At 67.7% G+C, this 13928-nt stretch carries 16 protein-coding genes and 1 tRNA gene; 14 read left to right on the top strand and 3 right to left on the bottom strand.

Going from position 1 to position 13928, the window contains the following annotated elements:
* Window positions 1-57: 57 nt before the first annotated feature.
* Window positions 58-945 (top strand): non-homologous end joining protein Ku, encoded by an 888-nt coding sequence (gene ku, locus CGU34_RS08195; RefSeq protein WP_036297074.1) that lies wholly within the window; start codon window positions 58-60, stop codon window positions 943-945.
* A 111-nt stretch (window positions 946-1056) separates the two neighbouring features.
* Here ku and CGU34_RS08200 read toward each other — a convergent pair whose 3' ends face one another.
* Together CGU34_RS08200 and CGU34_RS08205 are read right to left on the bottom strand one after the other, a co-directional pair.
* On the bottom strand, window positions 1057-1851 hold the full coding sequence (locus CGU34_RS08200) for a DedA family protein (protein WP_036297076.1): 795 nt from the start codon (window positions 1849-1851) through the stop codon (window positions 1057-1059).
* Window positions 1852-1915: 64 nt separating this feature from the next.
* A tRNA-Leu gene (locus CGU34_RS08205) sits at window positions 1916-1997 on the bottom strand.
* 106 nt (window positions 1998-2103) lie between these two features.
* On the opposite strand from CGU34_RS08205, the gene CGU34_RS08210 reads away from it, so the two are divergent.
* The 10 genes from CGU34_RS08210 (at window position 2104) to CGU34_RS08255 (ending at window position 8949) form a co-directional block, all read left to right on the top strand.
* Window positions 2104-2475: a PadR family transcriptional regulator gene (locus CGU34_RS08210; protein WP_036297078.1), complete on the top strand. Its 372-nt coding sequence runs from the start codon at window positions 2104-2106 to the stop codon at window positions 2473-2475.
* A gap of 1 nt (window position 2476) precedes the next feature.
* Window positions 2477-3826: a permease prefix domain 1-containing protein gene (locus CGU34_RS08215; RefSeq protein ID WP_036297080.1), complete on the top strand. Its 1350-nt coding sequence runs from the start codon at window positions 2477-2479 to the stop codon at window positions 3824-3826.
* Between the two features lie 56 nt (window positions 3827-3882).
* Window positions 3883-4320 carry a hypothetical protein gene (locus tag CGU34_RS08220; protein WP_051513190.1) on the top strand — a complete coding sequence of 146 codons (438 nt, stop codon included), beginning with the start codon at window positions 3883-3885 and terminating at the stop codon, window positions 4318-4320.
* Window positions 4321-4433: 113 nt separating this feature from the next.
* The gene (locus CGU34_RS08225; protein WP_036297102.1) at window positions 4434-5582 is read left to right on the top strand and encodes a CpaF family protein; all 1149 of its coding nucleotides are present in this window, start codon (window positions 4434-4436) and stop codon (window positions 5580-5582) included.
* Window positions 5579-6436 (top strand): type II secretion system F family protein, encoded by an 858-nt coding sequence (locus tag CGU34_RS08230; protein ID WP_100813820.1) that lies wholly within the window; start codon window positions 5579-5581, stop codon window positions 6434-6436. Before CGU34_RS08225 ends, CGU34_RS08230 begins: the two co-directional genes overlap by 4 nt.
* Window positions 6433-7389: a type II secretion system F family protein gene (locus tag CGU34_RS08235; RefSeq protein ID WP_100813943.1), complete on the top strand. Its 957-nt coding sequence runs from the start codon at window positions 6433-6435 to the stop codon at window positions 7387-7389. The genes CGU34_RS08230 and CGU34_RS08235 overlap by 4 nt, the downstream gene beginning before the upstream one ends.
* 21 nt (window positions 7390-7410) lie before the next feature.
* The gene (locus CGU34_RS08240) at window positions 7411-7620 is read left to right on the top strand and encodes a hypothetical protein (protein ID WP_036300177.1); all 210 of its coding nucleotides are present in this window, start codon (window positions 7411-7413) and stop codon (window positions 7618-7620) included.
* Between the two features lie 6 nt (window positions 7621-7626).
* A complete protein-coding gene (locus tag CGU34_RS08245; protein ID WP_051513764.1) occupies window positions 7627-8037 on the top strand; it encodes a TadE/TadG family type IV pilus assembly protein in 411 nt (136 codons plus the stop codon).
* 4 nt (window positions 8038-8041) lie between these two features.
* Window positions 8042-8503: a hypothetical protein gene (locus tag CGU34_RS08250; RefSeq protein WP_036300179.1), complete on the top strand. Its 462-nt coding sequence runs from the start codon at window positions 8042-8044 to the stop codon at window positions 8501-8503.
* Complete coding sequence (locus CGU34_RS08255) at window positions 8500-8949, top strand: pilus assembly protein TadG-related protein (protein ID WP_051513766.1); 450 nt, start codon at window positions 8500-8502, stop codon at window positions 8947-8949. The genes CGU34_RS08250 and CGU34_RS08255 overlap by 4 nt, the downstream gene beginning before the upstream one ends.
* Window positions 8950-9115: 166 nt before the next feature.
* On the opposite strand, the gene CGU34_RS08260 is transcribed toward CGU34_RS08255, so the two are convergent.
* Window positions 9116-10492, bottom strand: coding sequence for an MFS transporter (locus CGU34_RS08260; protein ID WP_440344736.1), 1377 nt, complete (start codon window positions 10490-10492; stop codon window positions 9116-9118).
* A 20-nt stretch (window positions 10493-10512) separates the two neighbouring features.
* Between CGU34_RS08260 and prfB the strand changes: the two genes are divergently transcribed.
* From prfB to ftsX, 3 genes are all read left to right on the top strand, one after another.
* Entirely contained in the window at window positions 10513-11622 is a 1110-nt protein-coding gene (gene prfB / locus CGU34_RS08265) for a peptide chain release factor 2 (RefSeq protein WP_036295128.1), read from the top strand.
* An 82-nt stretch (window positions 11623-11704) separates the two neighbouring features.
* Window positions 11705-12979, top strand: a complete 1275-nt coding sequence (gene ftsE / locus CGU34_RS08270) for a cell division ATP-binding protein FtsE (RefSeq protein ID WP_100813821.1) — start codon at window positions 11705-11707, stop codon at window positions 12977-12979.
* Complete coding sequence (ftsX, locus tag CGU34_RS08275; protein ID WP_036294516.1) at window positions 12976-13890, top strand: permease-like cell division protein FtsX; 915 nt, start codon at window positions 12976-12978, stop codon at window positions 13888-13890. Before ftsE ends, ftsX begins: the two co-directional genes overlap by 4 nt.
* The last annotated feature ends 38 nt before the right edge of the window (window positions 13891-13928 follow it).

Genomic DNA, 13928 nt, shown 5'->3' on the forward strand with positions numbered 1-13928 from the left:
ATGCTGAGCCCGAGTCAAGGGGTCGATTTGCGACAGCGGAAGCGATTGACTTGCCCTATGAGAGCGATCTGGAAGGGTGCCGTCGCGTTCGGCCTCGTCAACGTGCCGGTCAAGGTCTATGCGGCTACCGAGGATCACGACGTGTCGCTGCACCAGGTGCATGCGGCCGATGGTGGACGCATCCGGTACCAGCGCATCTGCGAGATCGACGGCGAGGTCGTGCCCTACGCCGACATCGATCGGGCGTACGACGACGGCGAGCAGACCGTCGTGCTGACGAAGGATGACATCGCGTCGCTGCCCTCCGAGCGCAGTCGCGAGATCGAGGTCGTGGAGTTCGTGCCGTCGGAGCAGGTCGACCCGATCATGCTCGACCGCTCGTACTTCCTCGAGCCCGATTCGTCATCGCCCAAAGCGTATGTGCTGTTGCGGCGCACTCTGGAAGAGACCGACCGCACCGCGATCGTGCGGTTCACGTTGCGCCAGAAGACGCGTCTCGCGGCGCTGCGGGTGCGGGGCGATGTGCTCGTGCTGCAGACGCTGCTGTGGTCGGACGAGGTGCGCGAGGCATCCTTCCCCTCACTCGATGAGCCCGTGAAGATCTCGGCCAAGGAGCTCGAACTCTCGGCGAGTCTCGTCGACAGCTTTGCCGAGGACTTCCGCCCCGACGAGTTCGTCGACGACTACCAACGCGAGCTCAAGACCTTGATCGAGGCGAAGCTCGAGCAGGGCGACACGCTCGACACGTCGGCGACCTTCGGCGAGAGCGCGGACGACGACAAGGGTGGCGAGGTCATCGACCTGATGGACGCCCTCCGCGCGAGCGTCGAGCGGTCCCGCGCCGCGCGCGAGGGCGGAGGGGCGAAGAAAGATGCCCCGGCCAAGAAGTCGGCTAAGCCCGCCGAGAAGGCGGCGCCGAAAAAGAAGGCCGCGAAGGCCTCCTGACGAGCTTCCCGACCCGACTCATGTACCGTCCGCACGGCCCTTCGTTCGACGCGCCGCTGCGGAGCCGGGTGCACGGGGTGTCGCGCGGACGGCCGTGCGGACGGCACGCGGTCAAGCGCCGGGGCGGGGCTCGCCGTCTGAGTCGTGGTGGCCGATCTCGGGTGCCTTCTCGAACACCTCGGGCTCGAGCACGAGCTCCTGGGCCTCGACGGCATCCGTGACGACATCTTCGCCCGCCGCGGCGGCCTTCTTGGCCTTGCGGCGCTCGCTGAAGTAGTGCCAGGCGGTGACCAGGGCGGTACCGCCCACGGCGATGAGCAGGATGACGTCGATGTACTCGGTGACGAGGTCGCGCACGAACGGGATGAACCCGATGACGTAGCCGAACATCGTCAGGCCGAAGCCCCAGAGGACCGCGCCGATCAGGTTGTAGAGCGTGTACTTGCCCTTGTGCATGTGGCCCACACCGGCGGCGACCGGAGCGAAGGTGCGGACGATCGGCACGAAGCGGGCCAGGATGATCGTGATTCCGCCGAACCGCTCGAAGAACGCGTTGGTGCGCTCGACGTTCTTGACGCTGAAGAGGCCGGATTCTTTGCGTTCGAACACGGCGGGACCTGCCTTATGCCCGATGAGGTATCCGACCTCACCGCCGACGAATGCCGAGAGCCCGATCAGCAACGCCACCAACCACACGTTCAACCCGAAGACACCGTTCGGGGCGACCGCGGTCGAGTGTGAGAGCAGCCCCGCGATGACGAGCAGGGTATCGCCCGGCAGCAGGAATCCGACCAGCAGGCCCGTCTCCGCAAACACGATGAAGCACACCACGACGAGCGACCAGGGGCCTGCCCATTCGATGATCGCCGCGGGATCGAGCCAGGGGATGAGGGCTACAGGCTGCACGAGTTACTTTCCCGTCGTTCTGGGGCGGGTCGCCGACGCCACGGATGGATGAAGAATCGGCCCGTGCGGAAGGTGGGACTTGAACCCACACGCCCGAAAGCACAGGAACCTAAATCCTGCGTGTCTGCCAATTCCACCACTCCCGCGGGTGCGAACAGTCTACCGGCGAGATCGCCCGTTCCCGAGTGTTCGATGGCTACCCGCTCTATGCATAGCAGTGCAATGTATAGTGCTTCGAGGGTAGGAGGTCTCATGAACATCGACAAAGACCTGGTCGCCGCGATGGCTGCGCCACTTGTTCTCGCGATCCTGAACGACGGTGAGAGCTACGGTTACGCCATTCTGAAGCGCGTTCGCGAGCTGTCGGCGGGTGAACTCGAGTGGACGGATGGGATGCTCTATCCGCTGCTGCATCGACTGGATCGGCTGGGGCATGTCGAAGCCGAATGGGGCGTTTCGCCCGAGGGGCGCCGCCGTCGTAACTACCGGATCACGGATGCCGGACGCGCGCAGCTCGTCGAGCAGCGCCGGCAGTGGGCCACCGCAACCCGCACGCTCAGCGGCATCTGGGGATTGACTGCCCCGGGTGGCCTTCCGGGCGGCATCGTCGTGGCGGGGGCCTGACATGGGTGCGCTGGACGAGGGCGTGCAGCAGTGGCGGGCATCGCTGGCACGCGGCCGGGTGATCGACGCGGCGGACCTCGACGAGCTCGAGGAGCACTTGCGCGATCAGGCGGAAGACCTCGCCGAGTCGGGGTTGAGTGAAGATGAGGCGTTCTTGATCGCGCTGAAGCGGCTCGGGGCGGCGGATCGCCTGACCGCGGAGTACGCCCGCGAGCACGGCGATCGCCTGTGGAAGCATCTGGTGCTCGCGCCCGAGGTGGACGCGAGTGATGCGCGGTCGAAGCATCCGATGTTCGTGATGATCGTCTTCGCCGTGCTCGCGGCCGTCTCGATTCAGGTCGCACGCGTTGGCGCCGAGAGCGACGGCGGCCTGGCGTCGTGGTTCCCCCGGAACATCAGCCTGATCGTGCTGCCCGTGTTGGCGGGGTACCTCGCCTGGACGCGGGGGATGACGCGTGGCCGGGTCCTGGTGCTCGGGGCGATCGTGGCGGTGCTTGCGATCGCCGTGAACGTGTTCCCGTTCGACGATTCGTCGTCGACCGCGACCCTCGTGGCGATACATCTGCCGGTCGTGCTGTGGTTCGTCGTGGGCGCTGCGTATGTCGGCGCGGAGTGGCGGTCGAGTGCTCGGCGTATGGACTTCATTCGGTTCACGGGGGAGTGGGCGATCTACGTCGTGTTGATCGCGCTCGGTGGCGGCGTGCTGATCGGGTTGACCGTTCTGGTGATTTCGCCGATCGCGCCGGAGTCGATCAGCAGCCTGGACAAATGGACGCTGCCTTCCGGGGGCGCGGCTGCGGTGATCGTCGCGGCGTGGCTCGTCGAGGCCAAGAAAAGCGTGATCGAGAACATCGCGCCCGTCCTGACGGCGATCTTCACGCCCCTGTTCGCGGTGATGCTGGTGGTCGCCGCGGTACTGTATGCCGTTGTCGGCATCGGTCGTGAGTTCGACCGCGACCTGTTGACGGGCTTCGACGTGCTACTCCTCGTCGTGCTCGGCCTGGTGCTTTACGGTCTCTCGGCCCGCCCCGAAACGGCGCGGGCCGGCGCGATGGACGTCATCCGTCTCGTGGCGGTGGTGGCGGCACTGGTGCTGGATGCCTTGGTGCTCGGCTCGCTCATCGGACGAATCGGTGAGCTCGGTCTTACTCCCAACCGTGTCGCCGCGATCGGCCTGAACGTGCTGCTGATCGTCAACCTGGCGGTAACCGCGTGGCTGTCGATCCGGCTTCTGATCGGGCGCTCAACGGTGTCGCGTCTGGTGCGCTGGCAGACGTCGTATCTGCCCGTGTTCGGCGTGTGGGCGGTTTGCGTGGTGCTGATCGTGCCGGTCCTGTTCGCGTTCGTCTGATCCGTCCGGGACTTTCGGCACTGTGGGCTGTTGCGCCCGGTTCGTAGCGTCGAGTCATGAACACATCTCGGTTGTGGCGCACCCTGTTGCTCGTGGTCGCCGGGTTCAACGCGCTCTCGGCGGTGGGAGGAGGCATCGGGCTCATGGCGCCGGGTTCGCTCGGCATGCCGACCTGGTGGATCGAAGAATCCGGGTTCACCTTCTTCGGCGCTGGTCTGATACTCCTGATCGTGGTCGGGGGGACGCAGGTGCTGGCGTTCGTTCTGCTGCTGACGCGACGCCCGTGGGCGTTGTTCGCGAACGCCGTTGCGGGGTTCGGCATGGTGTTGTGGATCTACATCGAAGTCGTGCTGCTGCCGGTGTACTCGATCCTGCACACCATTTACATCGCTGCCGGGATCGCGCAACTCGCGCTGACCTTCGCATGTCTCGGCGTGCTGCGGCGCGACGTGGGTATCGAGCAGAAACAGCGCTACGGCGTCCGGCGCGGCTGAACGGTCGGCGGTCCGGCGCGCGCGCCGCTTGTGGATAAGTCCGGCCGCCGCAGCGGGCATCTTGCGAGGATGCCCCTGTGTCGACCGCCCCGAGCCCCGCCGCCCTGAACGCAATGGGCCTCCCACCCGAGGCGTCCCCTCAATCGGCGGTGGCGGCTCGGGTGCGCGACCGGCTCCGGGCCGAACGGATAGACCCTGCCCGCGACCCCGACGCAGCACATCGTTTCGCCCTCGCCGAGGTGCGGCGGCACAACGACGTTGCCCTGGCCCGCGGCATGGCGCTGGTCGAAGACGAGGCGGCATGTGTGCGTGGTGCGCTCGCCGAGGTCACGGGCTTCGGTTCGCTGCAGCCGTATCTAGACGATCCGTCGGTCGAGGAGATCTGGATAAACGCTCCCGACAAGGTGTTCGCCGCGAGATTCGGTGTTGCGGAGCGTCTGCCGGTCCGCTTGACCGATGAGCAGGTGCGCGACCTGGTCGAGCGGATGCTGCATCCGACCGGTCGGCGGGTCGACCTCAGCCAGCCGTTCGTCGACGCGTCGCTGCCGGACGGGTCCCGCGTACATGTCGTGATCCCGGATATCACCCGCCGCCATTGGTCGGTCAACATTCGCAAATTCACGCCCGCCTATCGCGACCTCGATGCTCTCATCGCGCTGGGGTCGCTGCGTCGAGAGGACGCGGACCTGCTGCGCGATGCGATCGCGGGAGGCCGCAGCATCCTGGTATCTGGTCCCACCCACGCGGGCAAGACGACCCTGCTCGCGGCCTTGATCGCGGCATGCCCGCCCGATCATCGAGTCGTGACTGTGGAGGAGACGTTCGAGCTGGGGGTCGATGCCCCGGACATCGTGGCGCTGCAGGGACGGCAGCCGAGTCTCGAAGGCACCGGCGAGGTCTCGCTCCGTCGCTTGGTGAAAGAGGCGCTGCGGATGCGCCCGGACCGGTTGGTCGTGGGTGAGGTGCGTGATGCTGAGGCACTCGACCTTGTGCTTGCGCTCAACACGGGTGTTCCCGGCATGGCGTCAATCCACGCGAACACCGCGAAGGACGCTCTGGCCAAACTGGCCGCGCTACCGCTCCTGGCGGGTCGCAACATCGATTCATCCTTCGTCCTGCCCGCGATCGCGGCCGGCGTCGACCTGGTCGTGCACTGCTCGCGCTCCGCCGACGGGCGGCGCCGGGTGAGCGAGATCGCGGCGACGACGGGCCGCATCGTCGGGGGAGCGATCGAGGTCGAGCGGGTCGGGGGCGACGCATGACGTTCTTGTGGGGTGGCGTGCTCGGCGCCGGGTCGCTCTTGATGCTGTCGCCGTGGCTCTGGCCGAGCCGCCCGTCACGACCCGCGCGCGCGGGGGCGAGTGCTGTCTCGCGGCTGCTCGAGGAAGCCGGGATGTCGCACGTGCGCCCTCGTGTTCTGATGGCCGTGTCGCTGATGCTTGCCGCAATCGGCGCGGCACTCGTCTGGCTCGTGCTCGGGGTGCCGATCCTCGCCGTCTGCGCGGCGCTGTTCGGTGCAGTGGCGCCGGTGCTGTGGTTGCGCGGTCGGCGCACCCAACTCATCCGGTCGCGGCGGGGGCTGTGGTCGGATGTCTGCGATCACCTCGTCTCGGCGGTGCGGGCGGGGATGTCCCTGCCCGATGCGGTCGCGAACCTCGCGGTTTCGGCGCCCCCGCTTCTGCGGCCCGCGTTCTCGTCTTTCGCGCGTGACATGGCGGCATCGGGTCACTTCGACTCCAGTGCTCTTCGGTTGAAGGCGCTGCTCGCCGACCCGATCGCCGACCGCATCGTCGAGACGCTCCGGATGGCGCGGCACGTCGGTGGCACCGAGCTGCCCGGCGTGCTCCGGGCACTGTCGACGGCCGTACGCGCCGATGCCGCGCTGAGGGCGGAGGTCGAGGCGCGTCAGTCGTGGATCCGAGGCGCTGCGCTGCTCGGGGTCGTCGCGCCGTGGGTCATCCTGGCGCTTCTGTCGCTGCGGCCCGAGGGCGCCCGTGCCTACACCAGCCCGGAGGGCATCGCTCTCGTGATCGCGGGTGGGCTCGCTTCCGTCCTGGCCTATCGGCTCATGCTCGGGCTCGGGCGTCTGCCGGAACCACGGCGGTGGCTCGCATGAGCGGGGTCTCGGTGGGCGCGGCTCCCGTGAGTTCGATGGCGCTCGCCGTCGTGCTCGGCACGGCGTTCGGACTCGGCGTGTGGCTGTTGGTCGGCCTGTTGCCGCGGTGGCGCGCGCTTTCTCTCGAGCGCCGAATCGCCCCCTACGTGCGGGAGGTCACGGATCCCCGAGGTGTCACGCCCTGGTTGGTGACGGATGCCTGGGCGCCGCCCACTCTCGGACGCGCGTTCGCGGCAGCGGGCATCCGGTTCGCGGGGCTGTTCGGGAGCTCGGCAACGATCGCGCGGCGGTTGGCGCAGGCGGGACGTGCGGGCGGCGTCGAGGAGTTTCGCGCGCGGCAGCTGGCGTGGGGGATCGGCGGTTTGCTTGCGGGATCCGTCTTGCTGATCGGGGTGACGCTCACGGGCAGGTTCACGCCGCTGGCAGCGGCCGTTCCCGGGATCGCGGCGTGCGCGGGAGTCGTGTTGTGCGATGCCATGCTGCAACGCGCCGCGAAGGCGCGGCGTGCGCGGCTACAGGAGGAACTCCCGCCCGTGTTGGAGTTCTTGGGATTGTGTCTGGCGGCGGGCGAGAGCCTGCTCGATGCGCTGCGTCGCGTCGGGTCGATCGGTAGTGGTGAGTTGTCGCGCGAGCTCGCCGCTGTCGTACTCGAGACGGGCACCGGATCGTCGTTGGGCGAGTCGCTCGGGGCGCTTTCGCACCGGCTCGAGTTGCCTGCTTTCTCGCGTGCTGTTGATCAGCTCGTCGCCGCGATCGAGAGGGGCGCGCCACTCGTTCAGGTACTGCAGGCCCAGGCGGGTGATGCGCGCGAGGCGGCGCGGCACGAGCTGATCGAGCGGGCCGGGCGGTCCGAAATTCTGATGCTCATTCCTCTTGTTTTCTTGATCCTTCCCCTGTCCGTCATTTACGCCGTCTATCCGGGTGTTTTCATGCTGCGCCTCGGGCTCGGCTGACGCCTCAACGAAAGGACCGATATGTACACAACAATCGACTCAACGCTCCGCAGGCGAGCACGCGCGACCCGTCGCCTTGCTCGGTTCGCCGAGGATGAGCGGGGTGACGTTCCGGGGTGGGTCCTAATCACTCTCATGACGGCCGGACTCGTTGTGCTGATCTGGGCGCTCGCGGGACCAGCGCTCGGCCAGCTCTTCGAGCAGGCGATCGCGCGCGTTTCCGGTCTCTGACCTGTCATGGGCCCGCGTCGGCGCCGCTTTCGCGGCCTCGTGCTCGACTCGCGCGGCTCGGCGCCCGTCGAGTTCGTGCTCGTCGGCGTGGTGCTGACGGTGCTGACCCTAGCCATCATCCAGTTCGGCGTCGCCGTGTACGTGCGGAATGTGGTGCACGACGCCGCGGTCGAAGGAGCGCACCGTGCCGCACTCGCGGACACGACGCTTGCCGAGGGTGAGGCGCGTACGCGGGAGGTCATCGCGCGAACGGTGGGCGAGGCATTCGCCGAGGATGTGTCGGCACGCGACACGGAGCATCTCGGGTATCCGGCGGTCGAGGTCACGGTGCGTACGACGCTTCCACTGATCGGCCTGATCGGTGTGCCCTGGGCTCTGGAGGTGACCGCGCATGCACCCGCCGAAACCCTCGACTAGCCGCGTGCGTCACCCGACGGTCCGGGACCTGCCGGGCGATGAGCGCGGCTCGGCCCCGCTCGAGTTCATCGTCGTCGGGCTTCTCCTGCTCGTGCCCCTGGTGTATCTGATCGCCTCACTCGGACTGATCCAGTCGCACGCGCTGGGCGTCGAGTCGGGGGCGAGACACCTGGCCCGAGCGATCGCGATGGCGCCGGATGCAGCGACCGCCGATTCTCGCGCAGACGCGATGCTGCAGACCACCGCTTCCGAATACGGCATCTCAGCCGGCAGCATCGACGTCGGCTTCGCTTGTGTTCCCGCGGGCGGAGCATGTCCGCGCGCCGGGGCGACGATGATGGTGTCGGTGGCGGCGCGGGTGCCGCTGCCGCTCGTGCCTCCCGTGCTCGGCCTCGACGACATCGCGAGCGTGCCGGTCTCGGCCACCGCGGTCCACAAGGTCTCGCGGTTCTGGGGAGCCGAATGAAACGCGCGCTGCGTTGGCAGAACCGGTCTGCAGCCACGAAGGGCCCGGATGACGAGGGCTCCGTGCTGCTGCTCACCCTCGGGTACGCGGTACTCGCGATCGCGCTGATCGTCGTGGGTGCGAACGCCGCGAGTCTGTATCTCGCGCAGAAGCGCGTCGACTCGGTTGCTGATGCCGCGGCGCTCGCCGGTGCGGATGGATTCGCACTCGTGTTGCAGAGCGGAGAGCCCCGAGCAATCCTCACAAACGAGGGTGTCCGGTCGCAGGCGAGCGCCCTGGTAGACATCGCCGGGTCCGAGGTCTCGCTCGTATCCGCGACGACGCCGGACGGAGTCTCTGCACGGGTGACCGTGGCGGCAACGTGGCATCCGATTCTGTTCTCGGTCTTCGTCCCTTCCGGGGTCGCGCTTAACGCCACCGCGACGAGCCGCACCGCCGTCGACTGAGCTCCGGTCACACGTGCGCCCGTGCCGGAGGCGATTCGCGAGCATCACAGAGGAGCGCGGGGGCAAATGGCTCGAAAGTGGGCCGAAACGGGCGGATCAGTCCGTGCGAACCTCTCGGATGTTCGCACGGACGGGGCTCCCCGGCTCGTGCTACTGGTGCTCGGGCTCAGCGCACGCGCGGCACGAACCGGGGAACGTAGCGCGAGAACGCGGCTGCTCCCACGAGCCCCACCACACCGATCAGGGCAACCGCGCCGCCGATCGACCAGACCGCGGTGATGCCCGACACGAGCAGAGGGGTCGCCGCGCCGCCCGCGTCGGTGAGGGTGCGCCACGAACCGAGGAACGGCGCGGGGTTCGATTTGGGCGCGACATCCGCTCCGAGCGTCAGCAGGATGCCGCTCGACAGGCCGTTGCCGACGGCGAGGACCATCGCGAACGCCGCGAACCACATGGCCGCATCGGTGAGGTCGTGCGTCACCGACAGGGCGAGGAATCCGCCGCCCATCAGCACCATCGACGGCAGCACCGCCCACAGCCGCCCGAAGCGATCCATGATCTGCCCGCTCACGTAGAACAGGGCGAAGTCGATCGCGCCCGAGATGCCGACGACGAGCGCGATCGTCGAGGCGTCGAGTCCGATCGACAGGCCCCACAGCGGCATGACGAGCTGGCGCGCAGACCGGACGGACGACAGGGATGCCGCGGCCAGGCCGAGCCGCGCGAGCACGCCGCGGTTCTGCCACATCGTGCGGAGCACCCCGATGCGCTCGGACACCGGGATCGAGCCCGTGACGGCCTCGCCGGTGTCTTCAGGATCGACAGTCGCGCGGTCGACACCCTCGGGGTCCGCGGCTCGGTCATCGGCCGTGCGCGGTGTCGACGCATCCGTCCGTGTGTTCCGTGCGTCCTCTGCAGCGATCCGCGTCTCGGGGTCGGGCCCGAGCAGCACGAGCAGGGCGGTGGCGACGAGGCAGATGCCGAAGAACCACAGCGCCGCGTCCTCGGTACCGAAGATCGCGAGCAGCGCGGCGGCGATGAACGGGCCGACGAACATGCCGAGTCGGAAGGTGCCGCCGAGGAGAGACAGGGCGCGGGCGCGATAGGCGAGAGGCACGCGCGTGGTCATGAACGAGTGGCGCGCGAGCCCGAATACTGCGGCGCACAGCCCGATGAGCAGAACGGATGCCATGAGCACGCCGATATTCGGGGCGAGCAGCGCCCCCGCCACACCCAGCAGCGCGATACCCAGCGCGATCGCCATCGACAGGCGCTCGCCGATGCGAGAAACGGCCCATCCGGCGGGCAGGTTGCCGACCAGCTGGCCGACGACGAGGGCGGATGCCACGAGTCCGGCGACCGCGATGTCGGCGCCGAGTCGCGCGGCCAGGACGGGCAAGAGCGGGAGCACGGCACCCTCGCCGACGGCGAAGAGAACGGTCGGTCCGTAGATCATCGGCGCGAAGCGCCCCAGCACCGCCGCGGTCTCTCGACGAGAGCCGTCGCCCGGGGGAGGCGCGGGCGGGCGATGGGTCACGTGCATCCACGTTAGTCTGGACTGTCATGCTTGACTTCGATCTCTCCGCCGAAATCCAGGCGCTCCGTGCCACCTTCGCCGACATTCAGGCGGTGGTGGATGTCGACGCACTCCGCAAAGAGATCGAGCGGCTGAGTGATGCCGCCGGTGCACCGGATCTCTGGGACGACCCGGATGCCGCGCAGAAGGTCACCAGTGCGCTGAGCCACCGTCAGTCCGAGCTCGCGCGGATCGACTCCGTCGAGAGCCGCCTGGACGACCTCGAGGTTCTCGTCGGGCTCGCCCTCGAGATGGATGACGAGGAGTCGGCCGAAGAGGCCCGCAAGGAACTCGCCGAGCTGACCGAGACGATCGGCCAGCTCGAGGTGCAGACGCTCCTCGACGGCGAATACGACCAGCGCGGGGCCGTTGTCACGATCCGCTCCGGCGCGGGCGGCGACGACGCAACCGACTTCGCCGAGATGCTCATGCGCATGTATCTGCGGTGGGCCGAGCGCCACAAGTACCCCGTCAAGGTCATGGACACGTCCTACGCCGAGGGCGCGGGCATCAAGTCGGCGACATTCGAGATCGATGCCCCTTATGCGTACGGGACCCTGTCGGTCGAGGCCGGCACGCACCGTCTCGCCCGCATCAGCCCGTTCGGCTCGGCCGACAAGCGCCAGACGTCGTTCGCCGCGGTCGAGGTCATCCCCGTGATGGAAGAGGCCGTCGAAGTCGACGTTCCGGAAGGCGACATCCGCGTCGATGTCTTCCGCTCGTCGGGTCCCGGTGGTCAGTCCGTCAACACGACGGACTCGGCCGTGCGCATCACGCACCTTCCGACCGGACTCGTCGTGTCGATGCAGAACGAGAAGTCGCAGATCCAGAACCGTGCTGCTGCCATGCGGGTGCTCCAGACGCGCCTCATGCTGTTGCAGCGCGAGGAGGAAGCGGCGAAGAAGAAGGAACTCGCGGGCGTCATCACCGCGAGTTGGGGCGATCAGATGCGCTCGTACTTCCTCTACGGTCAGCAGCTCGTCAAGGACCTGCGAACGGGCTACGAGGTCGGAAACCCCGCGGCAGTCTTCGACGGCGACCTTGATGGGCTGATCGCGGCGGGCATCCGCTGGCGCAAGCGTCCCATCGACGACTGAGTCGAGACATCCGGCACGCCATCCGACACGACTGGGTGTCGCTCGGAGGTCACGGCGTGACCGCGCTTAGGCTCGGATCGCCATGATCAGGTTCGAAAGCGTCACCAAGACCTACCGCGGTTCATCGAAACCCGGCCTCGCCGGAGTCGATTTCGAGGTGAAGCGCGGCGAGTTCGTCTTCCTCGTCGGCGCATCCGGATCCGGAAAGTCCACGTGCCTGCGGCTCGTGCTGCGCGAGGATGTCCCCTCCGAAGGTCGCGTCGTCGTGCTCGGCCGTGACATCGCGACCCTGTCGAACCGCAAGGTTCCGTACTTCCGTCGCCATGTCGGCGCCGTCTTCCAGGACTTCCGGTTGCTGACATCGAAGACGGTTTTTCAGAACGTCGCGTTCACGCTGCAGGTCACCGGTTCGTCGCGCGGATTCATCCAGCAGGCCGTCCCCGAGGCGCTCCAGCTCGTCGGCCTGGCGGGCAAGGAGAAGCGCCTGCCCCACGAACTCTCTGGCGGTGAGCAGCAGCGTGTCGCGATCGCTCGCGCCATCGTCAACCGTCCGCAGGTGCTGCTCGCCGACGAGCCGACGGGAAACCTCGACCCCGCGACATCCATCGGCATCATGCAGCTCCTCGCACGTATCAATGCGGGTGGCACCACGGTCGTGATGGCGACGCACGAGGCCGGATTCGTCGACCAGATGCAGCGCCGCGTGATCGAACTGTCCGCGGGTGAGATCGTCCGCGACGAGACGCACGGTGGCTACGGCGATACGTCCCAGCTGCCCCGCCTCGCTCCCCAAACCACGCGCGGCGCCGAGTCGATCGCCGCGCTCACCGCCGTGCTCGAGCTGCAGCAGCGCGTTGCGGCGGGGGATGCCGGTCCCGCCACGGGCCCGCTCGAGGTCGCCGCGACAGCCGTCGATCTGGTCGCCGAGGCGGTGGGAGCGGATGCCGTGGGTCGGCCGGTTGCGCACGCGCCGGAGAGTGAGGCCGAGCGGGTCACTTCGGCAGGCTCAGTGACCGGTGCGAGCTCAGTGACCGAGACAGGCTCGGTCACTCCGACAGGCTCAGCGGCCTCGGCGGACCCCCTGACCGGGGCAGGCTCCCCGACCGAGACGGGCCCACACGGCGATTCCGTACCGACAGGTTCGATGGCCGAATACGACCTCGAGCCCTCCGCAGAGCCGATCGCTCCCGTCGATCCGCCCATCGCCGAACCTCAGGTTGACGACGCCGAGCCGTCGCGTACCTCGCTGACGGGGCCGATCGTGATCGATCTGCCGGAACTGCCCGAGGTTGGCATCGCCGATCGCCTGGGTCTCGGCGAACGCGACGAAGACGACACCGTGGGATCGACCTCGTGAGGGTTCAGCTGATCCTGGCCGAAGCGTTCTCGGGCCTGCGCCGGAACGCCTCGATGGTCATCTCGGTCGTTCTCGTCACATTCGTGTCGCTGACGTTTGTCGGCGCCGCCATCCTGATGCAGATGCAGATCGGCACGATGAAGGACTTCTGGGCCGAACGCGCCCAGGTCGCGGTCTACATGTGCACGTCGATCTCGACCGGCGCGACCTGTGCTGACGGCGAGGCGACGCAGGAGCAGGTCGACGCGGTCAGCGAAGCCCTGGTATCACCCGCGCTGCAGCCCCTGATTCGCGAGACGCGCTTCGAGAACCGGGATGAGGCATATCAGGCGACGATCGAGCAGCTGGGTCAGGAATACGCCGACGTCATCACCCCCGATCAGGTCAACCAGACGTTCTACGTGAACCTCGTTGATCAGTCCCAGTCCGACGTCATCGTCGAGGCGTTCAGCGGGATGCAGGGGGTCGAGCAGGTACAAGACCAGCTGCAGTACCTCGAGCCGCTTTTCCAGGCGCTGACCGTCGCGACCTATATCGCCGTCGGGATCGCCGGCCTCATGCTCGTTGCGGCGGTGCTGTTGATCGCGACGACGATTCGCCTGTCGGCCTACGCTCGACGGCGAGAGCTCGGCATCATGCGTCTGGTGGGAGCATCCAACCGCTTCATCCAAACCCCCTTCATTCTGGAGGGTGTGCTCGCGGCACTTCTCGGTTCGGGGCTGGCGAGCGTCGCGATCTGGGCGGGCATCACGTTCGGTGTGGACGGATACTTGCGCGAGCGTGTGACGTTCATCACCACGTGGGTCGGGGCCGGCGAACTGTGGGTTGTGATTCCCGTGATCATCGCCCTGGGCGTGGTGCTTGCGGCGCTGTCGGCGGGCTTCGCCATCCGTCGCTGGCTGCGCGCGTAGGCGCTCGGAGTTTCGTCCCTGATAGACTGATCGGCTGC

The organism is Microbacterium lacus (assembly GCF_002812805.1).
GTDB classification, from domain to species: domain Bacteria; phylum Actinomycetota; class Actinomycetes; order Actinomycetales; family Microbacteriaceae; genus Microbacterium; species Microbacterium lacus_A.